Source organism: Stenotrophomonas sp. FBCC-B152, assembly GCF_059134105.1.
In genome coordinates this window covers 2220140-2246662 of the sequence record NZ_CP101442.1, presented here as the reverse complement: position 1 = coordinate 2246662, position 26523 = coordinate 2220140, and the positions used below count along the sequence as shown (strand labels likewise).

The following is a 26523-nucleotide window of genomic DNA, read 5'->3' as shown; positions in this document are numbered from 1 at the left end:
GGCATCCAGTGATGGAACGAACCGCGCCACTTTACCGCATCGGCCAACGCAGCCCGAACGCACATCCAGTGCTTTCGGCCCATTCCCGGCGCATCCCCCGGTGCTAGATTCAGGGGCATGCCGGCGACATGTGCGCCGCCGGGACCCACACCTTCAAGGGGATCTGGATGCTCGTCCGTCGTACCTGTCTTGCCACGGCCGTTGCCGCGGCCGCGCTCAGCCTGGCCGCACCGGCCTTCGCCGATTACGCCAAGCCACCGGAGCAGCTGCTCAAGGTGCTCAAGGCGCCGCCACCGCCGCAGCCCAGCCTGGACCCGAGCGGGCAGCGGCTGCTGCTGACCACGCTGCAGACCTATCCGTCGATCGAGCGCGTTGCCCAGCCGTATCTCAAGCTGGCCGGCGTGCGCCTGGAGCCGAAGAACCGCAGCCGCCACGATACCCAGGGCGGCTACGGCATTCCGGCCTGTGTCGCCGATTTCTCGCTGGTGGATGTCGGCACCGCCCGCACCACCAAGGTCGCGTTGCCGAAGGGCTGTGCCGGGGTGGCGCAGTGGTCGGCCGATGGCAGCCACTTCGCGTTCCAGAACGCAGTAGATACCTCGGTGCAGCTGTGGGTCGGTGATGCGCAGACCGGCCAGGTCAAGCAGATCCCGGGCGTGCAGCTCAATCCCATCTTCGGTTACACCGTGCAGTGGCTGGGCGGTGGCCAGCAGCTGCTGGTCAAGACCGTGCCGGCCAACCAGGGCCCGGCCCCGGGCAGCGGCAACGGCCCCGGTGGCCCGGACGTGCAGGAATCACTCGGCAGCAGCGGCGAGAGCAGCACCTACGAAGCCCGCGACACCCTGACCAGCGCGCATGACGAAGCCCTGTTCGCGTACTACGGTGCCTCGCAGCTGGCCGTGGTGGACGCCACCGCAGGCAGCGTGCGCGCCATCGGCGCGCCGGCGCTGTACAACGAAGTCAATGCCGCGCCCGATGGCGTGCATGTGCTCACCGAAACCCTCAAGGCGCCGTTCTCGCATGCGGTGACCTACCAGCGTTTCGCCAATGACGTGGCGGTGGTCGACCTGGGCACGGGCCGCAGCACGCCCATCGCCAGCCTGCCGCTGGCCGACCGCGTGCCGGTGCACGGCGTGCCCGAAGGCCCGCGAGATTTCGACTGGCGCTCCACCGAGCCGGCCACGCTGGTCTATGCCGAAGCGCTGGACAAGGGCGACTGGAAAGTGACCGTGCCGCACCGCGACCGCGTGCTGGCGCTGAAGGCACCGTTCTCCGCCAAGCCGCAGGAAATCGCGCGGACCGCGCAGCGCTTCGAAGGCATTGCCTGGAGCGCGGATCCGGCGGTGTCGTTCCTGTTCGAAAACGATGAGAACCGCCATTGGCGGCAGACGCGCATCGTCGATGTCGACCAGCCCCAAAAAGAGGGCCGCCTGCTCTGGGACCTGTCCAGCGACGAGCTGTACGCCGACCCGGGCAACCTTGTGTTCAAGCGCCTGCCCAACGGCGCGCCGGTGGTGCGCCAGGACGGCAGCTTCGTGTTCCTGCGCGGGCAGGGCAGTTCGCCGCAGGGCGACCGCCCGTTCCTGGACCGCTTGGACCTGGTCACGCTCAAGACCGAGCGCCTGTTCCGCAGTGACGCCGACGCCTATGAGCAGGTGTTGGGCCTGACCGCGACCCCGGGCCGCTACCTGACCTGGCACCAGTCGGTGATGGACCCGCCGAATGCGTTCGTGCGCCAGCAGGGCGAGCGTGCTGCCAGCGCAAAGGACGGCGAGGCGCAGTACACCTCCACCGCCAGCGCGCTGACCACGCTGACCGATCCGACCCCGGAAGTGCGCCAGATCAAGAAGCGCCTGGTCACCTACAAGCGTGCCGACGGCGTGGACCTGTCGTTCACCCTTTACACCCCGCCGGGCTACCAGGAAGGCCAGCGGGTGCCGGCGATCCTGTACGCCTACCCGGCCGACTTCGCCAATGCGGCGCAGGCCGGGCAGGTCTCCGGCTCGCAGCAGACCTTCACCCGCCTGGCGCCGTACAGGCTGATGCTGCTGGCCGGCTACGCGATCATCGACAACGCCTCGTTCCCGATCGTGGGTGATCCGAAGAACGCCTACGACACCTACCTGGAGCAGCTCGAAGCCGATGCCAAGGCCGCGGTCGACAAGGCGGTGGACCTGGGCGTGGTGGACCGCAACCGGATCGGCGTCACCGGGCACAGCCATGGCGGCCTGATGACCGCCAACCTGATCGCGCACACCAACCTGTTCAAGGCCGGCGTGGCCACCAGCGGTTCGTACAACAAGACCTTCACCCCGTTCGGCTTCCAGAACGAGCGGCGTTCGGTGTGGCAGGCGCAGGATGTGTACCTGAAGGCCTCGCCGTTCTTCTATGCGGACAAGATCAAGCTGCCGCTGCTGCTGGTCCACGGCGAGGACGATGCCAACCCGGGTACCGAACCGTTCCAGTCGCGCAAGCTGTACCAGGCGATCCGCGGCAACGGCGGGATCACCCGGCTGGTGATGCTGCCCAACGAACCGCACTGGTACACCGCGCTGGAATCCAACGAGCAGCTCGTCTCGGAAATGCTCAACTGGTTCGACACTTACGTCAAAAACGCAAAGTAGGGCCACGCCCTGCGTGGCTGCACGTCGATCTGGACGTGCTTGGGTGGGACAGGCACAGTGCGGGCATCGGCCACACTGTGCCGCCAGGAGCGCTGCCATGCAGGATGACCCCCGTCCGCCGCACACGAAGGTGCGCCTGCTCCGCGTGTTGGTATCCCTTGCTGCGCTCCTGCTGCCACTGGCCGCCGGGGCGCAGCCAGCAACGCCAGATACGCACGCCGGCACGCCCCCCGACCGCCCACGCACCTGCCTAGTGCTCGGCGGTGGCGGCGCGCGCGGCGCGGCGCATATCGGCGTGCTCAAGGTGCTGGAACGCGAGCGGGTGCCGGTGGACTGCATTGTCGGCACCTCGATGGGGGCGGTGGTCGGCGGGCTGTATGCGTCCGGCTATTCGGCCGATGAAATCGAAACCGTGCTCGACCGCATCGACTGGGCCGAAGTACTGCGCGACAAACCACCGCGCAACGAACGCAGCATGCGCCGCAAGGAAGACGACCTGCGCCTGCTCGGCGGGGTCGAAGTCGGCCTGAGCAACGGCAAGATCGCGTTCCCGCGCGGCCTGATCCAGGGCCAGAAACTGGAAATGCTGTTGCGCCGGCTGCTGCTGCCCACCTGGCAGGTGCGCGATTTCGACCAGCTGCCCATCCCGTTCCGGGCGGTGGCCACCGACATCGTCACCGGCGAAAAGGTGGTGTTCGGCCAGGGCGACATGGCGCTGGCGCTTCGCGCCAGCATGTCGGTCCCCGGCGTGTTCGCACCGGTGCGTTACCAGGACCACCTGCTGGTGGATGGTGGCGTGGTCGACAACCTGCCGATCGACGAAGCGCGCCGGCTCGGGGCGCAGCGCCTGATCGTGGTGCGGGTGGGCACGCCGTTGATGACCGAAGAACGCTTGGATTCGCCGCTGGCGATCAGCCACCAGATGGCCGGCGTGCTGATGAAGCGCGTGGTCGATGCGCAGCTGGCCACGCTGGGCGCACAGGACCTGCTGATCACGCCGCCCCTGGGCGACATGGGCAGCCAAGACTTCAACCACTCGCCGGCGGCGGTGGCCGTGGGCGAGCAGGCCGCGCAAGCCGAAGTGGCCGGCATCCAGCGCTACCAGGTTGATCCCGCGCAGTACGCGATCTTCCAGCAGCAGCACCGGCCGCCGGCCTATGAAACGCCGATCGTGGCGTTCATCGACGTGCTGCGCGAGGACACGCGCACCCCGCGCTTCATCGAACAGCGCCTGCAGCCGCAGCTGGGCCAGCCGCTGCAACCGGAACGGATCGAACGCCAGGTTGCGTTGACTTACGGCGAAGGCCGCTACGAGCAGGTGCAATGGCGGTTGGACCAGCGCGATGACCAGTTCGGCCTGGTCATCGCGCCGCAGGACAAACGCTGGGGCCCGGATTTCCTGCATTTCGCGCTGCGCCTGTCCGATGACTTCGATGGCAGCAGCAACTACCAGCTGATCAGCGAATTCACCCGCACCGGCCTGACCGACCAAGGGGCCGAACTGAAATTGCGGATCGGGCTGGGCGAGGTGGAAGAAGCCTTCGCCGAGTACTACCACCCGTTCGGCAGCAGCGGCCGGCACGCGCTGTCGACCTATGCACGCTACCGCGCCACCGACCTGGACCTGGCCCTGCTGCAGCGCGGTTCGCTGGCGCAGTACCGCTACAGCCAATGGTTGGGTGGCCTGCGCTGGGCGTATTCGCCGCATCCGGATTGGGAACTGGCCACCTTCCTCGAACGTGGCCAGGAGCGCACCCGGTTGGATGTAGGTGATCCCAGTGAACTGGGCAACTACCGCGCCGACATGGGCAGCATCGGCTGGCAGCTGCGCCACGATTCCATCGACAGTTCGGCGTTCCCCAGTCGCGGCCAGCGCCTGTCGCTGACCCGCCAGCACTACCTGGACGCGCTGGGCACGGATGATCCTGCAGCGGTAACCCGCCTGCAATGGGATGGCGTCTGGGCGCGCGGCGAAAGTCGCTGGCTCGGTGGCCTGCGCATTTCATCGGCCCATGGCGGCGACAACCTGCTGGCCACCTACGGCTTCCTGGGCGGACTGGGCAACCTGTCGGGGTACCCGGAAGAGGCGATCTTCGCGCCGCAGACCGCGCTGGCGCGCATGGTGTACTACCGCCGCGTGGCCCATGCCGATTCATTGCTGACCATTCCGCTGTACATCGGCGGCAGCCTGGAGTGGGGCGGGTTCTGGGCCACGCGCGACCAGGTGAACATCGACGGCATGCAGAGCGCGGGCAGCGTGTTCGTTGGCGCCGATACGTTCCTTGGCCCGGTGTTCCTCGGCTACGGCCGCGCCCAGGGCGGGCACGACTCGTTCTACCTTACCTTTGGCTCGTTGCTGCGTACCCTCGACGGGTTCTGACGCGATGGGGTGGCAGGGGTGCCATTCGTCTGATTGCGGACAGGATTTAGATCGATACAATCGATCCAGCCACGACGGACGTGGCGCTACGTTGATGGCCCGTCCTTTCCGCTTTGGGAGTTCGTCGTGCACCGTTCGATGCTGGTTGCCGTTTCGCTTGTCCTGACCGCCGCGCCCTGCGCCCTGCAGGCCGCCGACCTCGCCGCCGAGGTCAATCCCTTCATCGGCACCACCAACGCCGGCAATGTGTATCCGGGTCCGTCGGTGCCGTTCGGCATGGTGGCCTTCAGCCCCGAGATGACCCCGCTGCCGGGCAAGCGCTTCGCGATCGCGGCACCGGGCGGGTACGAGTGGCGCGGCAATGGCGTGCGTGGCTTCAGCCTGACCCACGTGTCCGGCACCGGCTGCACCGGGGCCAGCGGCGATGTTCCGATCATGCCGATCACCACCAAGGTGGAAATTTCGCCGTCGTCGGCCGAGGCCGGGCTGCGCTATGCCAGCGTGCTGGACCACAAGCGCGAATCGGCCAGCCCCGGCGCGTACCAGCTCACGCTCGACAACGGCGTGGTGGTGGACCTGGGCGCCACCGCGCGCACGGCGGTGGGACAGTTCCAGTTCCCGGCCGACAAGCCGGCCAACCTGCTGTTCCGCACCTCCGACAGCGAAGTGGGCAGCACCGACTCGAGCATCGTGATCGATCCGGACACGCGCACCGTGCGCGGCACCGTCACCGCCGGCAACTTCTGCGGCTACCTGGCCGAGGATCGCCGCGAGAGTTACTACACGCTGCATTTCGTGGCCGAATTCGACCAGCCCTTCGAGGTCGGCGGCACCTGGCTCGACGAGACCGTGCAGGCCGGCGCGCGCGAAGGCGGTGGCGGCACCAGCTACGGCACCCAGGGCCACCCGCCGGTGGGCAAAGGCGCAGGCGGCTGGATCCAGTTCGATCCCAAGCGCAGCCCGAAGGTGACCGCGCGCATCGGCATTTCCTACGTGGACGAGGCCGGCGCACGCGCCAACCTGCGCCGCGAAAGCCCGGCGGGCACCACCGTGCAAGCGACCCAGGCCGCGACCCGCGCCGAATGGAACAAGACGCTGGGCCAGGTGCGCGTGGCCGGCGGAACGCCCGACGAACGCACCGTGTTCTACACCGCGCTGTACCACACGCTGCTGGCGCCGAACCTGTTCAGTGACGGTGATGGCCGCTACCGCGGCATGGACGGCAAGGTGCATGCGCTGTCGAAAGGCCAGCGTGCGCAGTACGCGAATTACTCCGGCTGGGATGTGTACCGCTCGCAGCTGCAGCTGGTCACGCTGCTGCAGCCGCAGGTCGGCTCGGACATCGCGCAGTCGCTGCTCAACCAGGCCGACCAGAATGGCGGCGTGTGGGACCGCTGGACGCACCTGACCGGCGCCACCGGGGTGATGAACGGCGATCCGTCGCCGCCGTCGGTCGCTGCGATCCACGCGTTCGGGGGACGAAACTTCGATCTGAAACGCGCCTACGCCTCCCTCAAGCAGGCGGCCACTGTGCCGACCGAACGCGACCTCAGCCGGCGCGGCTGCCCTGTGCTGTGCGTCGGCCAGCGGCCGGGCCTGGACCAGTGGATGGCGCTGAAGTACATGCCGGTGGGTGCACCGGGCTGGGGTACCGCCTCGGACACGCTGGAAATGGCGGCCGCCGATTTCGGCCTTGCAGAGCTTGCCAACGCCGCAGGCGACACACAGGGGGCGGCGCTGTTCCGCGAACGCTCCGGCTGGTGGCGCAACCTGTACAACCCCAAGGCCACCGCGCAGGCCGGCTACATCCAGCCGCGCAATGCCGACGGCAGCTGGCCGGTGTTCGATCCGGCCTCGGATGAGGAGTTCGTCGAAGGCAACGGTGCGCAGTACCTGTGGATGGTGCCGTTCGATCCGGCCGGGCTGATCGCCACGCTCGGCGGCCGTGACGCGGCCATCCAGCGCCTGGATGCGTTCTTCCGCAAGGAAGATGGCGCGTGGGCGGTGACCAAGTCCGGCCCGCTGCATGCCGAGCTGGACAACGAACCCTCGGTGGCGGCACCGTGGCTGTACAACTTCGTCGGCCAGCCGTGGAAAACACAGGAAACCGTGCGCCAAGCCATGCGCCAGATCTGGACCAATGCACCCGAAGGCATGCCCGGCAACGATGACCTGGGGCAGATGTCGTCGTGGTACGTGTGGTCGGCGCTGGGTCTGTACCCGCTGTACCCGGGCCGTGCCGACCTGGTGATCGGCAGCCCGCTGTTCCGCGAGGCGGTCATCCAGCGCCCCGGCGCCACCCTAACCATCACGGCCAACGGCGCGGCAATGGACGCACCCTACGTGCAGTCGCTGCGCGTGGATGGCAAGCCCAGCGAGGCCAGCTGGCTGCCGGCCAGCGTGGTGCAGAGCGGCGGCACGCTGGAGTTCGAACTGGGCACGGCGAAGAACACGCAGTGGGGCACCGCCACGCTGCCACCGTCGTATGGACCGAACTGACATGCACGCATGGACATGCACCGCAGCGCTCGTGGCTGCAATCACCTTGGCCCCGATGGTCGCTGCTGCGGAAACCCCGGCCACCAACCCCCTGCTGCTCAAGCCGGTGCAACAGGTGACGCCTGATGAGGTCCGCTTCATGCAGCAGCGGCTTGCCGACTGGCCGCAACTGCAGCGCTATCGCGCGGAGAACGCCGCGCTGCCGGCGCCGGTCGCCGGTGCACCGCGCGTGGTGTTCTATGGCGATTCGATCACGGAAGGGTGGGGCGCCACCGGCAGCCCGGGTTTCTTCCCGGGCAAGGGCTACCTTAACCGTGGCATTTCCGGGCAGACCACCGCGCAGATGCTGCTGCGCTTCCAGCAGGATGTGATCGCGCTTCATCCGGCGGTGGTGGTGATCTTGGCGGGAACCAACGATATCGCCGGCAACACCGGCCCGGGCACGCAGGGGATGATCGAGGACAACCTGCACGCGATGGTTGACCTGGCCCGCGCGCACGGCATCGCCGTGGTGTTGTCCTCGGTGCTGCCGGTCAGCGAGTACCCGTGGCAGCCGGGCGTGCAGCCTGCGGGGAAGGTCAAGGCGTTGAACGCGGCCCTGCACGCCTACGCACGTGACCGGAAGCTGGTCTGGCTGGACTACCATGCGGCCTTCGCCAACGCGCAGGGCGGCCTGGATCCGGCCGTGGCGGCCGATGGCGTGCATCCCACCGCAGCGGGGTATGCGCGGATGGTGCCGTTGGCGCAGGCGGCGGTCGAACGCGCGCTGGAACCGCTTGAGTGAACCTCACCCATCCGCTCCTGCAGCGCAGTGCCCGCATCCTGCCGTGGGTGGGGTTGGCCGCCAGTGTGGCCATGGCGTTCGTGGTGACCCTGTTCGGGGCACTGCTGCTGCCGCAGTTCGTGGAGATGTTCGGCAGCGCCGGCCAGGCACTGCCGTGGATCAGTCGCGTCTACAGCGAGGGTTATCTGCTGGCCTGGCTCGCGCCGCTTCTGGTGGGGGCGTGCTGGTGCTTCGGCCCGCCCATCGCCGGCCGCATCCTGGCCGGGCTGCTGGGCCTCGGCGCAGGACTGCTGGGCTCGGTGGGCGTGCTGTTTGCGATGTACCTGCCTTACTTCATGCTGGGTTCGCTGGTCTGATCCCCGTTGCCGGCGCTGGCGCGGCTCACGCCGCCGGCCGGCCGAGCAGTTCCGACAGCCCGTACCAGCCGATCTGCACGCCGATGCACAGGATGACGAACGCCAGCAGGCGCAGCATGACCTGCATGCCGGTGCGGCCCAGCAGCGACTGCAGGCGGCCGGCGTAGCGCATGCAGAGATAGATCAGCACGCACAGCACGACCAGCGCGACGGCTGCAGCGGCCACGTGCACGGCTTCCGGTCCTTTCGCCGGCGACGTGGTGCCGACGGCAATCGCTACCGCAATGGCGCCTGGCCCCACGGTGAGCGGCAGGGTGAAGGGATAGAAGGTCTGTGACTCAATGGAGGCGTCGAAGCCTTGCCGCGCTTCGGCCTCCGCTGCACCGGCCAAGGACGTGCGCTCCTGCTGGGCGGGCGCGTTCAGCAGCCGCCATCCCGTCGCGGCAATGACCAACCCGCCGGCCAGTCGCAGTACCGGGATCGAGATGCCGAAGAACGACAGCACCCACGCACCGATCCCGATCGACACGGTCAGCATCACCAGACTGTTGATCGCCACCGCACGCGCCACCTGGTTGCGTTGTGAGGGTGAGGCGTGCGGCAGCAGGCCCAGCACCATCAGCGCCGCGCCCGGTGGATTGATCACCGGCTGCAGGCTGGTGAAAATCACCAGGAAGGCGTGGCTGAACTCATTCCACATGCGCGCACCTGCTGTGAAGCGGGCTCGCTCAGGGCCGCCAGAAGCCAACCTGCAGCTCGGCCAGGGTCAGGTCGTTGTCGTGGTTGGTATCCAGCGACTGGAAGCGCATCTCCGCCACGCGGCGTACTTCCTCGTCGCTCAGCTCGCCATCGCCGTTGAGATCGGCCACCCGGATGCGGTCTGCCGCCGTGAGCTGGCCATCGCGGTCCGGGCCGAGCAGTGCCTGTACCTCTTCGACCGTGACCCGGTAGTTGTGATCGGCATCGAGCGTGCGGAACAACGCGCTGCCGTCGTATTCGTCTTCGCTGACCACGCCATCGCTGTTCTTGTCGAGCGTGGCGAAACGGGTGGCGGCGGTGTCGCCCACCGATTGGGCGTGGCCTGCCGCGGCAACGCCCAGGCAGAGCAGGAGGGAACAGGCGAGACGCGAGGCGATCTGGCGCACGGGAAGCTCCGCAGCAGGGCAGGGAAGGCCTTCAGTCTCCGCCGTGCAGGCACGCACGGCTACGGCAATCCCCGCGCCCGGCGCCAGTATTTCTACTGGCGCCGCTCCGTTGGCTTCAGTTGAAACGCCAACGGATGCCTGCATACACCCCGCGCCCATCGCCCGGGGTCGAGCGGGCCACGTCCTTGCCAGCGTCGTCATAGCCCGGCGTAACGGTGGCCGCGTAGTGGCGATCGGTCAGGTTGCGCAGTTCGGCCCAGGCCTGCCAGCGGCCGTCCGGGGCATCGAAGCCCACCCGCGTGCCGAAGATGAGGTGGCTGTCGGCGCGGAAGCTGTTGGCGTAGTCCACGAACATTGCCGAGGCGTACTCGGTGTTGGCGGCGGCGTAGAACCCGGTCGGATGATCGAAGCGCAGTTCGCCCTGGTAGTAGTGGCGCGGCAGGCCCGGCAGGCGGTTGCTGCCGAAGCGGGCATCGTGGCGGTAACGGAAATCGCTGAAGGTGTACGCCTGGCGCAGCGAGAGGCGACCGTCGGCGCCCTGCCACAGGGTGCTGTCCAGCCCGGCCTCGATGCCGCGGTGCACGGTCGGGCTGGCATTGTTCTCGGCCACGAACAGGTTCGGTACCGGAACGACTTCCACGCTCAGCAGTTCATGCAGCACGCGTGCGTAGTAGCCGGTCAGTTCCCAGCGGCCGAGTGCGCTGTCGCCACGCGCGCCCAGTTCCAGCGTGGTGGCGGTCTGGTTGTCCAGCGCCACCGGTGCGCGCTGGCGTCCGCTGGACGCGCCGTTGCCGGGCGCGAAATACAGGTTCGAGCCCCAGATCATCGACCACGGGTGCGCCGGTTCCACCGAGCGGCTCAGGTTACCGAACCACTGCGTGGCGGGCGTCTGCTGCCAGGTGAAGCCCAGCCGCGGCGCGTAATCCCAGTCGCTGCCCGACAGCCGTTCCGGCGTGCTCGGCCAGGTGACCTGCACGTCGTGGCGGGTGTTGATCAGTGCAAGCCCGGTCTGCAGGCGCAGGGTGTCGCTCAGCGCCAGGTCGTTGCCCACATGCAGCGTGCTGTTGGTGCCGTGGTGGGAGAAGTCGCGGGTGTGGGTGCCGGCGGGGTAGCCGTTGCTGGGGTAGCGCAGGGTTTCGCGCACGTCCGCATCCAGGTCGTGGGTGACGCGCAGGCCGAGCGTGGTCACGCTGTCGCGCCCGAACAGCCGGTGCTGCCGCCGGTAATCCAGCGTGGCGTTGAGGTTGGTGTAATCCAGCTGCTGCCGGTACAGGCTTTCGTTGAGATCCATCGGGTAGTGGTGGTAGACCAGCCCGGCCTGCAGCGAGGAATCGTCGTCGATCTGCAGCGTGGTCATGTTGCCCAGCCAGGTGCTGCCCGGCTGCGGGCGCCGCGCATCGATGGCCAGGTTGGCCGGGTTGGCCGCGCGGGGATCGTTGCGGATCTGCGCGCGGGTCAGGCGCCTGGGCGTTTCGTGGTTGGTTTCGCGGTAGCGCAGGAAGAAGCGCGTTTCCAGCTGCGGGGTGATCTGCCAGCCCACGTTCGCCATCGCGCCCTTGCCGTCACCGGCGGCGTGCCGCTGGTAGCCGTCGTATTCGGTATCGGTGTAGGCCAGGTAGTAGTCCACGTCGCCTGCCACGCCGCCGTAGCCCGCGCTGCGCTTCTGGTAGCCACGGCTGCCGGCTTCGTACTGCAGCTCCAGGCCGGCGGCGTCACGGCCGCTGCGGCTGACGTAGTTGATCGCGCCGCCCAGCGCCAGCGCACCGGTTTCAAACCCGTTGGCCCCGCGCAGCACCTCGGCGCGGCTCAGCCACAGCGGCTCCAGCAGTTCATAGGGCGTGCCGCCCGGACCGGTGAGGGGCAGCCCATCGAGCGAAACCGAGATGCCGGAGGCATGCGCGCCGGGGCCGCGGTTGATGCCCGAGCCCCGAATCGAGACCTTGGCCCCTTCGTTGCCGGGCGACTGCGCGCTGATCCCGGGCTGGTAGGCCAGCACATCGGCGGTGCCGGCCAGGCGGCCATCGGTGCGGGCCAGGTCGATCACATTGCCGGCACCGGGCACCCGCTTGAGCGCGGCACGGGCCTGTTCGGTGGTGTCGGCGGCGGTCACGTTGACCGATTCCAGCGTGGTCGGCTTGTCGGCCGGGGCAGCGGAGGCGGTGGCAACCAGGACGGCCGAAAGGGCCAGAGTCAGCGCGGACAGGGTGGGACGGTGCAGCGACAGGAGAGGGGGCATGCGTCTGGAATCGGTACGGAAAGAGGCAGCGGCGCAGGCGCAATGCCTGTAAACCACCGCGAGGTCGCGAAAGTTAACAGGTTGCGCCGCCGCCGTCACCCACCGAAGCCGTACGGGGCTTACAGAATCCCCGGCAGATCCAGCCCCTTTTCCTTCGCGCATTCAATCGCGATCTCGTAGCCCGCATCGGCATGTCGCATTACGCCGGTGGCCGGGTCGTTCCACAACACGCGTGCGATGCGCTTGGCGGCGGCTTCCGTGCCGTCGCAGACGATCACCATGCCGGCGTGCTGCGAGAAGCCCATGCCCACGCCGCCGCCGTGGTGCAGTGACACCCAGGTGGCGCCGCTGGCGGTGTTGAGCAGGGCGTTGAGCAGCGGCCAGTCCGATACCGCGTCCGAGCCGTCGGCCATCGCTTCGGTTTCGCGGTTCGGCGAGGCCACGCTGCCGCTGTCAAGGTGGTCGCGGCCGATCACCACCGGCGCCTTGAGCTCACCGTTGGCAACCATCTCGTTGAATGCCAGCCCCAGGCGATCACGATCCCCCAGGCCTACCCAGCAGATGCGCGCCGGCAGGCCCTGGAACTTGATCTTCTCGGCGGCCATGTCCAGCCAGCGGTGCAGGTGCGGGTTGTCTGGAATCAGCTCCTTCACCTTCGCATCGGTCTTGGCGATGTCCTCCGGATCGCCGCTCAGCGCGGCCCAGCGGAACGGGCCGATGCCGCGGCAGAACAGCGGGCGGATGTAGGCGGGTACGAAGCCGGGGAAATCGAAGGCGTTTTCCACGCCTTCTTCCAGCGCCATCTGGCGCAGGTTGTTGCCGTAATCCACGGTCGGCACGCCCAGCGCATGGAAGGCGAGCATGGCCTGGATGTGGTTGGCCATCGACGCGCGCGCGGCTTTCTCCACCACCTTCGGTGCGGTCACGCGCTGTTCGTCCCATTGCTCCACCGTCCAGTCCTGCGGCAGGTAGCCGTTGACCGGGTCATGCGCGGAGGTCTGGTCGGTCAGCAGGTCCGGCTTGACCCCGCGCACCAGCAGTTCGTCCAGCACGTCGGCGACATTGCCGAGCAGGCCCACCGACAGCGGCTTCTTCGCCGTGCACGATTCCTCGATCAGGCGCAGCGCCTCGTCCAGGTTGTCGGTCCAGGTGTCAAGGTAGCCGGTGCGCAGGCGCATCTCGATGCTGCTCCTGCGGCATTCCACCGCCAAGCACGAGGCACCGGCCATGACCGCGGCCAGCGGCTGCGCGCCGCCCATGCCGCCCAGGCCACCGGTGAACAGCCACTTGCCGGCCAGGCTGCCGTTGTAGTGCTGGCGGCCCATTTCCACGAAGGTTTCGTAGGTGCCCTGCACGATGCCCTGCGCGCCGATGTAGATCCAGCTGCCGGCGGTCATCTGGCCGTACATGGCCAGGCCCTTCTTATCCAGCTCGTTGAAGTGGTCCCAGTTGGCCCAGCGCGGCACCAGGTTGGAATTGGCGATCAGCACGCGCGGCGCATCGGCATGGGTGCGGAACACGCCGACCGGCTTGCCCGACTGCACCAGCAGGGTCTGGTCGTCTTCCAGGCGGGTGAGGGTCTCGATGATCGCGTCGTAGCTTTCCCAGTCGCGCGCGGCGCGGCCGATGCCGCCGTACACGACCAGTTCCTGCGGGCGCTCGGCCACGTCCGGGTGCAGGTTGTTCATCAGCATGCGCAACGGCGCTTCGGTCAGCCAGCTCTTGGCGGTGAGCGTGCTGCCGGTGGGGGCGATGATGGTGCGGGTGGAATCGTGACGGCTCATGCAGCACTCCGGGAGTTCGCGAATTCAAGGCAGGCGGTGAGCACCTGCTGCAGCGTGTGGCGCAGCGGCGCAGCGTGGTCGGGGTCGAGCGGGGTGGGCCAGCTGTGCACGTCCACGAGCTCGGGTTCGTGCATGTAGCCGCGGCAGGCCAGCTCCATCTGCAGGCTGTGCACGCCGCCGGCGATGTCGCTGTAATGGCGGGTAATCCAGCCACCCTTGAAGCGGCCGTTGCGCACGTGAGGCATGCCGCTGATCCGGCACAGGTTTTCCACCACGTCGCTGAGCGCGTTGTCGCAGGAGGTATCTGGTGTGCCGGAAGGACCGGCGGTGCCCAGGTTGAACTGCGGCAGCTCCCCATCGAACAGGTGCGGGATGTGCGAGCGGATCGAATGCGCGTCGTACACCACCACGGTGCCGTGGCGCTGGCGCAGGCGGGCGATCTGCACGCCCAGCGCCGCGTGGTAGGGCGCGAAATACGTATCGCGGCGCTGGGCGATCGCGTCGGCATCCGGTTCCCGGCCCGGGTGGTACAGCGGCTGGTTGTCGAACGTGGTCAGCGGGCACAGGCCGGTGGTGTTCTGGCCCGGGTACAGCGACACGCCGCTGGGGTCACGGTTGAGGTCGATCACCGACCGCGAGATCGCCGAGCGGACCGTGGTGGCGCCCATGCGCTGCGCGAAGTCGTACAGCTCATGCACCCACCAGTCGGCATCGCGGCGGGCCAGCCAGGGCGACACGAAATCGCCGGCCAGCGCATCGGGCAGCTCGGTGCCGGTGTGCGGGAAGCTGACGATCAGCGGCGCATCGCCTTCGTGCACCTGCAGCCAGTCCGGGTGGGCGTTCATGCCAGCGGCTCCACCTGCGGCAGGATGTCGGCCAGCCCTTCGGCCAGCGCGCCGCTGCGCACCAGCGCAGTGGCGGCGACCATGTCCGGATGGAAGTAGCGGTCGTCCTGCAGGGTCGGCACCTGCGCACGCAGGCGCTGGCGCACTGCTTCCAGCGCATCGCTGGAGCGCAGGCCGGCGTGGAAGTCACAGCCCTGCGCGGCGGCCAGCAGTTCGATGCCCACCACGTTGGCGGCGTTCTCGGCCATCGGCAGCAGGCGGCGTGCGCCATGCGCGGCCATCGACACGTGGTCTTCCTGGTTGGCCGAGGTGGGAATCGAATCCACGCTGGCCGGGTAGGCGCGCTGCTTGTTTTCCGAAACCAGCGCAGCAGCGGTCACCTGCGGAATCATGAAACCGGAATTCAGGCCCGGCTTCGGGGTGAGGAACGCGGGCAGGCCGGACAGTGCCGGGTCGACCAGCATCGCGGTGCGGCGTTCGCTGATCGAACCGATTTCGCACACCGCCATCGCCAGCATGTCGGCGGCGAACGCCACCGGTTCGGCGTGGAAGTTGCCGCCGGACAGCGCTTCGTTGGTGTCGGTGAACACCAGCGGGTTGTCGGACACGCCATTGGCCTCGATCGCCAGCGTGGTGGCGGCCTGGCGCAACACGTCGAAGGCGGCGCCCATCACCTGCGGCTGGCAGCGCAGGCAGTACGGGTCCTGCACGCGCACGTCGTTGTCGCGATGCGATTCGCGGATCGCCGAGCCCTGCATCAGCGTGCGCAACGCCGCCGCGGTGGCGATCTGGCCACGCTGGCCGCGGATCTGGTGGATGCGCGGATCGAACGGGGTGTCCGAGCCCTTGGCCGCTTCCACCGACAGCGCGCCGGTGACCAGCGCGGCCTGGAACACGGTGGTGATCTCGAACAGCCCGGCCAGCGCATAGGCGGTGGAGTACTGGGTGCCGTTGAGCAGGGCCAGGCCCTCCTTGGCGCCCAGCACCAGTGGGGCCAGGCCGAACCGCGCCAGTGCATCGGCCGCCGGCAGGCGCTCGCCGCCGACGAAGGCCTCGCCCACGCCGATCATCACGCTGGCAAGGTGCGACAGCGGCGCCAGGTCGCCCGAGGCGCCCACCGAGCCCTGGCACGGAATCACCGGCACCAGGTCGTGCTGCAGGAAGGCTTCCAGCAGGGCGAGGGTTTCCGGGCGGATGCCCGAGGCGCCCTGGGCCAGGCTGGTCAGCTTCAGCGCCATCATCAGGCGCACTACCGACGCGGGCATCGGCTCACCGACGCCGGCGGCGTGCGACAGCACGATATTGCGCTGCAGGATTTCCAGGTCGTCGCGCTCGATGCGCACGCTGGCCAGCTTGCCGAAGCCGGTGTTGATGCCGTACACCGGCTCGCCCTTGGCCACGATATCGGCCACGGTCTGCGCGCTGCGGCGCACCGCCTCGGCCGACGCCGGATCCAGGCGCACGCGGGCACCGTCGAAGATCGCGCGCCATTGCGCCAGCGTCACCGCGCCGGGCTGCAGGGTCAGGGTCGTACTCATGGAATCTCCAGGCATCTCAATGTTCAGACGGATACGCCGCGCATCACGCGCGCGTGCAGGGGGTTGAAGCCGATGCGGTACACAAGGTCGGCAGGCGCCTCGATGTCCCACACGGCCAGGTTGCAGTCCAGCCCGACCGCCAGGCGGCCGATCCGCGCCTGCCGGCCCAGCGCACGCGCCGCTTCACGGGTGAAGCCGGCAATGCACTCGTCCACGGTCATGCGGAACAGCGTGGCGGCCATGTTCATGGCCAGCAGCGGGCTGGTCAGCGGCGAGGTGCCGGGGTTGCTGTCGGTGGCCAGTGCCAGCGGTACGCCGGCCGCGCGCAGCGCGTCAATCGGGGGCAGGGTGGTGTCGCGGGTGAAGTAGAACGCGCCCGGCAGCAGCACGGCCACGGTGCCGGCCGCGCGCATCGCGGCAATGCCATCGGCATCGAGGTGTTCGATATGATCGGCCGACAGTGCGCCATGCCGCGCCGCCAAGGCGGCGCCGTGCTGGTTGCTGAGCTGTTCGGCGTGGATCTTCACCGCCAGGCCGTGCGCCTGCGCGGCCACGAACACCTGCTCGGCCTGCGCGGTGCTGAAGGCGATGTTCTCGCAGAACACATCGACCGCTTCGGCCAGGTCCTGCGCGGCCACCGCCGGAATCATCACGTTGCATACCTCATCGATGTACTCCTGCGCCTGCCGCCCCGGCGGCACCGCGTGTGCACCGAGGAAGGTGGGCACCACCTCGACCGCGCGCTGCCGCGACATCTCGCGGGCCACGCGCAGCTGCTTGGTTTCATCGTCAAGCGAGAGTCCGTAGCCGGATTTGATTTCCACCGTGGTGAGGCCTTCGGCCAGCATCGCGTCCAGCCGCGGCAGGCTGGCGGCCAGCAGCTCCGCTTCGCTGGCGGCACGGGTGGCGCGCACGGTGGAGACGATGCCGCCGCCGGCACGGGCGATGTCGGCATAGCTCACGCCCTGGAGGCGCTGTTCGAACTCGTTGGCGCGGTTGCCTGCATACACCAGGTGGGTGTGGCAGTCGACCAGCCCCGGGCTGATCCAGCGCCCACCGCAGTCCACGCGCCGGGTCGGCTGCAGGTGCGTTTCGGAACCGGCCGGGCCGACGTGCACGATGCGGCCGTCGTGGGCGGCGATCACGCCGTCGCGGATCACGCCCAGGCCGGGGCCGTCGACGGTGATCAGGCGGGCGTTGGTCCAGAGGGTGTCACAGTGCATGGCAGCAACCACGGCGGCTTATATGTCTATACAATATAGGCGCCACTTCCGGGATGTCCAGTGATGCCAGCCAACCCCGCTTCCGTCCTCGCTTTCCACGCCGACCATGCCCTGCTGCCGCAGGGCTGGGCGCGCGATGTGCGCATCGTCTGCGCCGGCGCCACCCTGCATTCAGTCACCGCGGGCGTGCCCGCGCAGCCCGGCGACACCGCGCTGGCGATTGCGTTGCCCGGGCTGGGCAACCTGCACAGCCACGCCTTCCAGCGCGGCATGGCCGGGCTGACTGAAATCGGCGGGCGCAGCGGCGACAGCTTCTGGAGCTGGCGCGACCTGATGTACCGGTTCCTCGCCCACCTGCAGCCGGATGCGGTGCAGGCGATTGCCGAACAGGCCTACGTGGAGATGCTCGAATCCGGCTTCACCCGCGTGGGCGAGTTCCACTACCTGCACCATGCCCCGGACGGCACGCCGTATGCCGACCGCGCCGAGATGGCCGCGCGCATCGCCGCGGCAGCGCAGGGCAGTGGGATCGGCCTGACCCTGCTGCCGGTGTTCTACGCGCACGCCGATTTCGGTGGCGCCGCGCCGAACCCGGCCCAGCGCCGCCTGCTGCATGACGTGGAGGGGTTCGCCGCGCTGCTCGACGGCTGCCGCCATGCGCTGCGTGGGCAGGACGATGCGGTGCTGGGCATCGCACCGCACAGCCTGCGCGCGGTGACCGGCGAGGAGCTGGCGGCGCTGCTGCCGCTCAACACTGGCCCGGTGCACATCCATATCGCCGAGCAGACCCGCGAGGTCGATGCCTGCGTGGCCTGGAGCGGGCTGCGCCCGGTGCGCTGGCTCTACGAACACGCCGCCGTCGATGAACGCTGGTGCCTGGTGCATGCCACCCACGTGGATCCAGATGAAGTGCAGCGCATACTGGCCAGCCGCGCGGTGGTCGGGCTGTGCCCGATCACCGAGGCCAACCTGGGCGACGGGCTGTTCCCGATGCAGGCCTTCGCGCGTGGCGGCGGCCGGTTCGGGGTGGGCTCGGATTCCAACGTGCTGATCGACGCGGCCGAAGAGCTGCGCCTGCTCGAATACGGGCAGCGCCTGCAGCTGCGTGGGCGCAACGTGCTCGCGCCGCAGGAAGGTGTTTCCAGCGGGCGCTGGCTGTTTGAACAGTCGCTGCAGGGCGCCGCGCAGGCCTTGGGCGTGAGCACGGGACTGCAGCCCGGTGCGCCGGCCGACGTGGTGGAACTGGACCCGCAGCACCCGGCGCTGATCGCGCGCGAAGACGATGCGTGGCTTGACAGCTGGGTCTTCGCCGCCCGTAATGGCGCCGTCCGATCGGTCTGGCGCGGGGGGCGCGAGCTGGTACGGCATGGCCGCCACGTGCAGCGCGACGCCGTTGCAGCGCGCTTTGCCCACGCCCTTCGCGGCGTGCTTGCCGCGCACTGAACGTGGCCGCCACCCCCTACCAGGATTCCCGCGTGACCGGCAAGAAGGCCGAAACCCTCAACCAGCGCATCCGTGCCGACCTCGAGAGCCGCATCCTGAGTGGGGAGTGGGCACCGGGGTTCCGCATTCCGTACGAGCACGAGCTGATGGAGCAGTACGGCTGCTCGCGCATGACCGTCAACAAGGTGCTCACCGCGCTGGCCGAGAGCGGCATGATCGAGCGCAGGCGTCGCGCCGGCTCGTTCGTGGCGCGCCAGCCGCCGCACCTGGAACAGGTGGCGCTGGAGATTCCCGACATCGCCATGGCGGTGGGTGCGCGCGGCCATGTGTACGGCTACCAGCTGCTGGACCGCGCCTACCGCGCGCCGAACACGCAGGTGGATGAAGAAATGGCGTTGTCCGCTGGCGAAAAGCTGCTGGCCATCCGCTGCCTGCACCGTGCCGATGGCAAGCCGTTCGCGCTCGAACACCGGCTGATCAGCCCGGTCGGGGTGCCTGAAGTGCTGGACGTGGATTTCAACACGACCGCGCCGGGCAGCTGGCTGCTGCAGAACGTGTCGTGGACCCGTGCCCAGCACCGGATCAGTGCGTGGGGTGCCGATGCCGCAGCAGCGGTCCTGTTGGAAGTACCGCAGGGCACTGCGTGCCTGGTGATCGACCGCCTCACCTGGCGCGGCGAACAGCCGATCACCTGCGTACGGCAGATGTTCCTGGGCGATGCCTGGGACCTGGTGGCCCGGTTCGCGCCCGGCGCGCGCTGAAGCTCACGACGTGGCGCACTGGCGCCAGCGCACCGGCTCGTCGGTGTTGATGCGGGGATTGAGCTGGATGCGCACCGTGCGCAGTGCCGGATAGCGCTTTACCTGGGTGCAGATGCGCGGCCAGACCTCGTCGATCTCGGCCGAGCGGTTCACCGCCAGCGTCTGCCGGGTCTGCCAGAACGCGCTGAGCACGCCGTCCTGCTGGGCCAGCAGCGTCGCCAGTTCGCGCTGGTAGACCGCCAGCGTGGCCGCATCCGGGTCGGCGATGGTACCGAGGATCTGGTTCGGGGCGGCGCTGTGCGCTGCCGGGGGCGGCGCGGCAGCAGCGGCGGGGGTCGGGTTGGCCGGCTGCGCGGGTGCAGGGGCGGCTGGCGCGGGCGGGGCGGCCGTCGGCGGGGCCGGGGCCGCTGCCGGTGCGGGCGCCTGCGCTGCCTGGTCCAGGCGCGAGGTCAGGTAGCCCATGCCCACCAGCAGGCCCAGCGTCAGCGAACCCAGCGCGGCGATCGAGATGCGCCGCACCGCTTCGCGGCATGCCTCGTGCTTGACCCGGGTTTCCACGTCGCCGGGCAGGTAGGGCTGCAGCATCGGCCACAGCAGGCTGCCGTCCAGCACTTCCACGCTCTGCTTGTCGGCGGTCGAACGGCCATCGCGCTCGACCACCCCTTCGGTGATGAGGATGCCGCCGCGGGCACCGGCCAGGCGTGCGGCGGCGCCCAGCTCGTTCACCGCCGCCCGGCCGATCCGGTAGGCGCGGCCATGCTTGCACGACACCAGAAACCGCTGGTGTTGGGCGTCCTGCATCAGGAAGTCGCTGCTGGGCTCACGGCTGTCGTCGGCCTCGCCGGTCACGTCCTGCAGGCCGCGCTGCTCGTGCAGGGCGCGCCGGACGATTTCGGAGAAGTCCCGCCAGTGCATGCCGGCCAGGGCGTTGAGTCCCAACCGGGTCTCCTTGCGGCGGCGTTTCACCAGCCAGAAGTAGGCAGCGGCGAGGGACCAGACAACGAGGGCCAGCAGGAGAGCCAGAATCCAGGAGAACATGGGACCTAGAGATGAACACGGAGGTGCGGACGACAGTTTATATGCGCCCGACCCTGTCTGCGGGATGTCGTTTTGAGATCGCGCACACAAAAAACCCGCCAATCCTTAGCCGTGAGGGGAGGGAACAAACGGCGCAGAAGCAATTGGCGGGTCGGTCTCGATTGTCAACAAAGTCGTGCTGCTTTGCAACAATCACAGTACGGGGCCGTGTGGTCGGCGATCAGGGGTCCGAACCGGGCGACTGGTGGGTGCCCGGACGCGGGTCGGCGTTGGGCGAGGCGTTGCGGGCCTCGGCACGGTTGAGCCGGGCGGTGAGGGCATCGATCCGCACGTTGAGCGCGGCCACGTCCTCGGCCGTGGGGATATGCAGGCGCTTGAGCACGCCCTGGACCCGGTCGTCGAAGGCCTTCTCCACCTTGTCCCAGGTGCCGGCGGCCTTTTCACGCGCCTCGCCCAGGTGTTCTTCCACGTTGTCGCGCCAGCGCGGCGTATCGCCGGCCTGCTCGCGGTTACGTGCGTCGACGGTTTCGCCTTCCTTGACCAGATCGTCGAAGACGCGGGTGCCTTCTGCCTGGGCGCGTGCGAACACGCCCAGCCCGGCCAGCCAGATCTGCTTGGCCGAACCGGTCAGCTGGCGCGAGAAGCGCTCGGCCTGGTCCTGCAGCGAGGGCTTTTCATCGGGGCTGCGGTCATCGTAGTCGTCGTGTGTGTTCATGGGGCGATCCTGTGAGTGGCCACCCGCCGATCCTACCCAGCGCTGCGATTGTGCGGCGTGATGGCGCGGCGGCGCCGCGCCGGTGGTTCAGCCGAGCTTTTCCTGCAGCACGCGCTGGATCTCGCCTTCGACCATGCCCTTCATCATCGACACCGGGAAACCCAGTTCGGCGGCCACATGCACCTGGCCGGGCAGCAGCTCGATCAAGCCCTTGACCCCGGAGCCGTTGAACTTCAATGCATCGCCCACCCAGCTGGTTTCCAGCGAGAACTTGTCGGTGAGCTTTGCCGCCATCGCTTCGATCGCTTCGCGGGCCGCCTCGGGGGACAGTGCGTGGGCGTGGTGGATATCGATGCTGGACATGCGGGCTCCTGGCGGGCGGTAGCGGGGAATGGGCGTGCATTGTGCACACTTCTATCCTCCCGCACACGCAACCTGCTAGGCTGCGCCGCGTGCAGAACCTGCTTGTTCACTTCACTCATCGCCAACACCCCGACCAGCCGTTGCGGCCGGGGGTACAGCGCATCGTGCGCCACGCCTCGGGCAGCGTCCGCCTCGGTGGTGATGCCGCCGGCACCCTGTTGCTGGCCCAGTTCTGCCTGGACGACCGCGGCTTGTGGCTGCAGGTGGCCACCGGCATGCGCGGCATCCACGTCAACGGTCGCCCGGTGCGGCGCATGGCGCTGCTGCGGCCCGGCGACGCGGTCTACGCCGACGGCGTGGAAATGCTGATCCAGGGCGAGTGCGAAGCCCTCAACCATGCCCCCTCGCGCAGCGATGACGGCGCCGAAGACCAGCGCCTGCTGCGCGGCGTCGGCGGGCAGCACCACGGCCGCAGCTACACCCTCGACCGCCCGCGGGTGATCGGGCGTGGGGCCGAATCGGACATCGTCATCGACGACCCGGCGTTCGCCGAACAGCATGCGCGCCTGGAACGCCACGGTGACCGCCTGCTGCTGCGGGACCTGGGGGCGGGCGAATCGACCCGGGTCAACGGCGTCAGCGTGAGGCATTGCTGGCTGCAGCCCGGCGACCAGCTGGTGTTCGATGCCCAGCACCGGTTCGTGCTGGAAGTGCCTCACGACGGCCGCAAGCGGGTGGTCAGCGATGAGGAGGACGAGCTGCTCGACCTGCCATCGCCGGTGGAAGCCCAGGCCAAGCCGAAGCGCGTGAGCCGCTGGCCGTGGCTGCTCGGCAGCGCGCTGCTGCTGGCTGGCCTGATCAGCCTGCTGCTGTGGTTCGGCGCGCGTTGAACGCGTCGCCCGACCAACGGTCGGGCGCTACCCGTGTAGCACGAATGCCGGTAGCACACGACCGCTGGTCGTGTGGCGGCGCCGATAGATTCAATCGCAACCAATTTCGCCTTGTCCTGCAAGGCCTAAAGGCTGGTGCGCTGCGGCATACTAGGGGTCTTGCCCCATAGGTGTGACATGACGCGCGCGTTCAATTTCAGTGCCGGCCCTGCAACCCTGCCGGAATCGGTCCTGCGCCAGGCGCAGGAAGAGATGTTGGAATGGAACGGCGCTGGCGCCTCCATTGTCGAAATGAGCCACCGCGGCCCGGAGTTCATGGCCGTTGCCGCCCAGGCCGAAGCCGACCTGCGCCGCCTGCTCGGCGTGCCGGACGATTACGCGGTGATGTTCCTGGCCGGCGGGGCGACCACCCAGCAGGCCCTGCTCGCGTTGAACTTCGCCGCCCCCGGTCAGACCGTGGACTACGTGCTTACCGGGCATTGGGGCAAGACCGCGATCAAGCAGGTCAGCCCCTACGTGCGGGTCAACGTGGCCGCCAGCAGCGAAGCCGGTGGTTTCCATGACATCCCGCCGCGCAGCCAGTGGCAGCTGTCCGACGATGCCGCCTACGTGCACATCACCGCCAACGAAACCATCCATGGCGTCGAGTTCCGTGACACCCCGGACGTCGGCAGCGCGCCGCTGTTCGCCGATTTCAGCTCCTCCATCGCCAGCGAACCGCTGGATGTCTCGCGCTACGGCCTGATCTACGCCGGTGCACAGAAGAACCTGGGCCCGGTCGGTGTGTCGGTGGTGATCGTGCGCCGCGACCTGCTCGAGCGCAGCGGCCAGCCGCGCGCGGACATCTTCGACTACCGCTCTCACGTCGCCCGCGATTCCATGCTCAACACCCCGCCCACCTGGAACTGGTACCTGGCCGGGCTGGTGTTCCAGTGGATGCTGGCGGAGGGCGGGGTGGAGGAATTCGCACGCCGCAACGCGGTGAAGTCGACGCTGATCTACGGCGCCATCGATGCCTCCGGCGGCTTCTACCGCAACGAGGTCGTGCCTGCCGCGCGTTCGCGCATGAACATTCCGTTCTTCCTGCCCGATGAAACCCTCACCGCCCGTTTCGTGAGCGAGTCCAAGGCCGCCGGGCTGCTGGCGCTGAAGGGCCACAAGGCCGTCGGCGGCATCCGCGCCTCGCTGTACAACGCACTGCCGGTGGAAGGCGCACAGGCGCTGGCCGCCTTCATGCGTGATTTCCAGCAGCGCAACGGTTGACGTTCCCGAATCAGTAACTGGATACCCTGATGGCCACCAAACCCGCCAAGCCCAAGGCACCCGCCGCCAAGCCCACCAAAGCCAAGGCCGACGCCGTACCTGCCGTCGCCGCCCCGGTGCTGTCGGACGTGCGCGCCAAGATCGACCACATTGACCGCAGCATCCAGGCGCTGATCGCCGAGCGCGCCCAGTTTGCCCACCAGGTCGGCAAGGCCAAGGGCAAGCTTGCCGCGGCCGTGGATTACTACCGCCCCGAACGCGAAGCCCAGGTGCTGCGCATGGTGGTGGACCGCAACGAAGGCCCGCTCAGCGATGAAGTGCTGGTGCATGTGTTCCGCGAAATCATGTCGGCCTGCCTCGCCCAGCAGGAGCCGCTGAAGATCGGTTACCTCGGTCCGGAAGGCACCTTCAGCCAGCAGGCCGTGCTCAAGCACTTCGGCCGCTCGGCGCTGGGCCTGCCGCTGGCCAGCATTGAAGAAGTGTTCCAGGAAGTGGAAGCGGGCAATGCCGATTTCGGCGTGGTGCCGGTGGAAAACTCGGGGCAGGGCACCATCCAGATCACCCTGGACATGTTCCTCACCTCCAACCTGAAGATCTGCGGCGAAGTCGAACTGCGCGTGCAGCAGTACCTGATGTCGCGCAGCGGCCGGCTGGAAGATGTCGAGCGCGTGTACGGCCACCCGCAGTCGTTCATGCAGACCTCCTCCTGGCTGCGCGCCAACCTGCCCAAGGCCGAAAAGGTGCCGGTGTCGAGCAACGCCGAAGGCGCGCGCCGCGCCCGCAATGCCGATGACGCCGCCGCCATCGGTGGCGAAAGTGCAGGGCACGTGTACGGCCTGAAGAAGGTCGTGACCAAGCCGATCCAGAACGACGCCGACAACACCACCCGCTTCCTGGTGGTGGGCCGCCAGTTCTTCCCGACCTCCGGCCACGACCGCACCTCGGTGCTGGTGTTCATCCACGACAAGCCCGGTGCCCTGTTCGACGTGCTCAGCCCGTTCGCGCGGCACGGCATCAGCATGAACCGCATCGAATCGCGCCCGTCGCACAACGCCAAGTGGGAATACGGCTTCTTCATCGACCTGGCCGGCCACATCGACGATGCGGCCATGCAGGCCGCATTGGCCGAACTCAAGGCGCACTCGGCGCAGATCAAGGTGCTTGGCTCCTATCCGGTGGCCGTGCCCTGAGTCCCCGGCGCCGCCGCCCCGCGCGCGGCGCCGCTTACCGTCATTCCGCACCATTGCTGCCCTGGCGGGCGGCTTTCTACAGGATTCACCGATGACCGCTTCCGCTTCCTGGACCGCCCGCAAGGGCCAGCCCCTGCAGGGCAGCCTGACCATTCCCGGCGACAAGTCGGTCTCGCACCGTGCGGTGATGTTCGCTGCACTGGCCGATGGCGTTTCGCACATCGATGGCTTCCTGGAAGGCGAAGACACCCGCGCCACCGCCGCGATCTTCTCGCAGATGGGCGTGCGCATTGAAACCCCGTCGCCGTCGCAGCGCATCGTCCACGGCGTGGGCGTGGATGGCCTGCAGGCACCGGCCGGCCCGTTGGATTGCGGCAACGCCGGCACCGGCATGCGCCTGCTGGCCGGCCTGCTCGCCGCGCAGCCATTCGATTCGGTGATGGTGGGTGATGAATCGCTGTCGCGCCGTCCGATGCGCCGGGTGACCGGCCCGTTGGCGCAGATGGGCGCGAAGATCGACACCGAAGCCGACGGCACCCCGCCGCTGCGCGTGCATGGCGGCCAGCCGCTGCACGGCATCGACTTTGCCTCGCCGGTGGCCAGCGCGCAGGTCAAATCGGCCGTGCTGCTGGCCGGCCTGTATGCGCAGGGCGACACCGCCGTGACCGAACCGCACCCGACCCGTGACTACAGCGAGCGCATGCTGCGCGCGTTCGGCGTGGACATCGAGTTTTCGCCCGGCAAGGCCCGCCTGCGCGGTGGCCAGCGCCTGCGCGCCACCGACATCGCGGTGCCGGCCGACTTCTCCTCGGCTGCGTTCTTCCTGGTGGCGGCCAGCATCATTCCCGGTTCGGCGCTCACCCTGCGCCAGGTCGGCCTCAACCCGCGCCGCACCGGCCTGCTGGCCGCGCTGCGCCTGATGGGGGCCGACATCCGCGAGGAGAACCACGCCGAGCAGGGCGGGGAAGCCGTAGCCGACCTGGTGGTCCGCCATGCACCGCTGCATGGTGCCGAGATCCCCGAAGTGCTGGTGCCGGACATGATCGACGAATTCCCGGCGCTGTTCGTCGCGGCGGCCGCCGCGCAGGGCAACACGGTGGTGCGTGGCGCCGCCGAACTGCGGGTCAAGGAATCCGACCGCCTCGCGGCCATGGCCACCGGCCTGCGCAGCCTTGGCGTGCAGGTGGATGAAACCGAAGACGGCGCCACCATCCACGGGGGCCATGAACTGGGTAGCGGCACCATCGAAAGCCACGGCGACCATCGCATCGCCATGGCTTTTGCCATCGCCGGTCAGCTCAGCAGCGGCGAAGTGCGCATCAACGACATCGCCAACGTCGCCACCTCGTTCCCCAACTTCGACGGCATCGCCCGCAACGCCGGCTTCAACCTCGCCTGATCAGCGCGCGTAGAGCCACGCCCTGCGTGGCTGCTCTGCGCGCAAAA

The 26523-nt window shown here is 68.5% G+C and carries 21 protein-coding genes; 11 read left to right on the top strand and 10 right to left on the bottom strand.

From position 1 onward, the window contains the following. The first annotated feature begins 167 nt into the window (after window positions 1–167). The 5 genes from NMB40_RS10520 to NMB40_RS10500 all read left to right on the top strand — a co-directional run bounded on the left by NMB40_RS10520 (window position 168) and on the right by NMB40_RS10500 (window position 8643). Window positions 168–2624 carry a S9 family peptidase gene (locus NMB40_RS10520; RefSeq protein WP_494360993.1) on the top strand — a complete coding sequence of 819 codons (2457 nt, stop codon included), beginning with the start codon at window positions 168–170 and terminating at the stop codon, window positions 2622–2624. A gap of 97 nt (window positions 2625–2721) precedes the next feature. Next, complete coding sequence (locus tag NMB40_RS10515) at window positions 2722–5004, top strand: patatin-like phospholipase family protein (protein WP_494360992.1); 2283 nt, start codon at window positions 2722–2724, stop codon at window positions 5002–5004. A gap of 126 nt (window positions 5005–5130) precedes the next feature. Continuing rightward, window positions 5131–7503, top strand: a complete 2373-nt coding sequence (locus tag NMB40_RS10510) for a GH92 family glycosyl hydrolase (RefSeq protein ID WP_494360991.1) — start codon at window positions 5131–5133, stop codon at window positions 7501–7503. Window positions 7504–7558: 55 nt separating this feature from the next. Next, window positions 7559–8287, top strand: coding sequence for an SGNH/GDSL hydrolase family protein (locus tag NMB40_RS10505; RefSeq protein WP_494361066.1), 729 nt, complete (start codon window positions 7559–7561; stop codon window positions 8285–8287). Beyond that, window positions 8284–8643: a hypothetical protein gene (locus NMB40_RS10500; RefSeq protein WP_494360990.1), complete on the top strand. Its 360-nt coding sequence runs from the start codon at window positions 8284–8286 to the stop codon at window positions 8641–8643. The genes NMB40_RS10505 and NMB40_RS10500 overlap by 4 nt, the downstream gene beginning before the upstream one ends. Before the next feature lie 25 nt (window positions 8644–8668). On the opposite strand, the gene NMB40_RS10495 is transcribed toward NMB40_RS10500, so the two are convergent. The 7 genes from NMB40_RS10495 to hutI all read right to left on the bottom strand — a co-directional run bounded on the left by NMB40_RS10495 (window position 8669) and on the right by hutI (window position 17414). Beyond that, a complete protein-coding gene (locus NMB40_RS10495) occupies window positions 8669–9343 on the bottom strand; it encodes a MarC family protein (protein ID WP_494360989.1) in 675 nt (224 codons plus the stop codon). A gap of 28 nt (window positions 9344–9371) precedes the next feature. Further along, window positions 9372–9788 carry a CREC-EF hand family protein gene (locus NMB40_RS10490; protein ID WP_193069494.1) on the bottom strand — a complete coding sequence of 139 codons (417 nt, stop codon included), beginning with the start codon at window positions 9786–9788 and terminating at the stop codon, window positions 9372–9374. Window positions 9789–9903: 115 nt separating this feature from the next. Continuing rightward, entirely contained in the window at window positions 9904–12024 is a 2121-nt protein-coding gene (locus NMB40_RS10485; RefSeq protein WP_494360988.1) for a TonB-dependent receptor family protein, read from the bottom strand. 119 nt (window positions 12025–12143) lie between these two features. Next, a complete protein-coding gene (gene hutU, locus NMB40_RS10480; protein WP_494360987.1) occupies window positions 12144–13808 on the bottom strand; it encodes a urocanate hydratase in 1665 nt (554 codons plus the stop codon). Further along, window positions 13805–14653: an N-formylglutamate deformylase gene (gene hutG / locus NMB40_RS10475; protein ID WP_494360986.1), complete on the bottom strand. Its 849-nt coding sequence runs from the start codon at window positions 14651–14653 to the stop codon at window positions 13805–13807. The genes hutU and hutG overlap by 4 nt, the downstream gene beginning before the upstream one ends. Beyond that, window positions 14650–16191 (bottom strand): histidine ammonia-lyase, encoded by a 1542-nt coding sequence (hutH, locus tag NMB40_RS10470; protein ID WP_494360985.1) that lies wholly within the window; start codon window positions 16189–16191, stop codon window positions 14650–14652. The genes hutG and hutH overlap by 4 nt, the downstream gene beginning before the upstream one ends. A gap of 23 nt (window positions 16192–16214) precedes the next feature. Beyond that, the gene (gene hutI / locus NMB40_RS10465; RefSeq protein WP_494360984.1) at window positions 16215–17414 is read right to left on the bottom strand and encodes an imidazolonepropionase; all 1200 of its coding nucleotides are present in this window, start codon (window positions 17412–17414) and stop codon (window positions 16215–16217) included. A 63-nt stretch (window positions 17415–17477) separates the two neighbouring features. On the opposite strand from hutI, the gene NMB40_RS10460 reads away from it, so the two are divergent. Continuing rightward, complete coding sequence (locus tag NMB40_RS10460; protein ID WP_494360983.1) at window positions 17478–18857, top strand: formimidoylglutamate deiminase; 1380 nt, start codon at window positions 17478–17480, stop codon at window positions 18855–18857. A 32-nt stretch (window positions 18858–18889) separates the two neighbouring features. Continuing rightward, window positions 18890–19618 (top strand): histidine utilization transcriptional repressor HutC, encoded by a 729-nt coding sequence (hutC, locus tag NMB40_RS10455; protein ID WP_494360982.1) that lies wholly within the window; start codon window positions 18890–18892, stop codon window positions 19616–19618. Window positions 19619–19621: 3 nt separating this feature from the next. On the opposite strand, the gene NMB40_RS10450 is transcribed toward hutC, so the two are convergent. From NMB40_RS10450 to NMB40_RS10440, 3 genes are all read right to left on the bottom strand, one after another. After that, window positions 19622–20656 carry a restriction endonuclease gene (locus tag NMB40_RS10450; RefSeq protein WP_494360981.1) on the bottom strand — a complete coding sequence of 345 codons (1035 nt, stop codon included), beginning with the start codon at window positions 20654–20656 and terminating at the stop codon, window positions 19622–19624. Window positions 20657–20876: 220 nt separating this feature from the next. After that, window positions 20877–21371, bottom strand: coding sequence for a phasin family protein (locus NMB40_RS10445; RefSeq protein WP_282247973.1), 495 nt, complete (start codon window positions 21369–21371; stop codon window positions 20877–20879). Window positions 21372–21458: 87 nt separating this feature from the next. Next, on the bottom strand, window positions 21459–21734 hold the full coding sequence (locus NMB40_RS10440; protein ID WP_448143002.1) for a polyhydroxyalkanoic acid system family protein: 276 nt from the start codon (window positions 21732–21734) through the stop codon (window positions 21459–21461). An 89-nt stretch (window positions 21735–21823) separates the two neighbouring features. On the opposite strand from NMB40_RS10440, the gene NMB40_RS10435 reads away from it, so the two are divergent. The 4 genes from NMB40_RS10435 (at window position 21824) to aroA (ending at window position 26476) form a co-directional block, all read left to right on the top strand. Next, complete coding sequence (locus NMB40_RS10435) at window positions 21824–22624, top strand: FHA domain-containing protein (RefSeq protein ID WP_494360980.1); 801 nt, start codon at window positions 21824–21826, stop codon at window positions 22622–22624. A 177-nt stretch (window positions 22625–22801) separates the two neighbouring features. Next, window positions 22802–23887, top strand: coding sequence for a phosphoserine transaminase (serC, locus tag NMB40_RS10430; RefSeq protein ID WP_095362710.1), 1086 nt, complete (start codon window positions 22802–22804; stop codon window positions 23885–23887). Window positions 23888–23916: 29 nt separating this feature from the next. Continuing rightward, window positions 23917–25077 carry a prephenate dehydratase gene (pheA, locus tag NMB40_RS10425; protein ID WP_282247969.1) on the top strand — a complete coding sequence of 387 codons (1161 nt, stop codon included), beginning with the start codon at window positions 23917–23919 and terminating at the stop codon, window positions 25075–25077. Between the two features lie 91 nt (window positions 25078–25168). Continuing rightward, window positions 25169–26476: a 3-phosphoshikimate 1-carboxyvinyltransferase gene (gene aroA / locus NMB40_RS10420; protein WP_494360979.1), complete on the top strand. Its 1308-nt coding sequence runs from the start codon at window positions 25169–25171 to the stop codon at window positions 26474–26476. The last annotated feature ends 47 nt before the right edge of the window (window positions 26477–26523 follow it).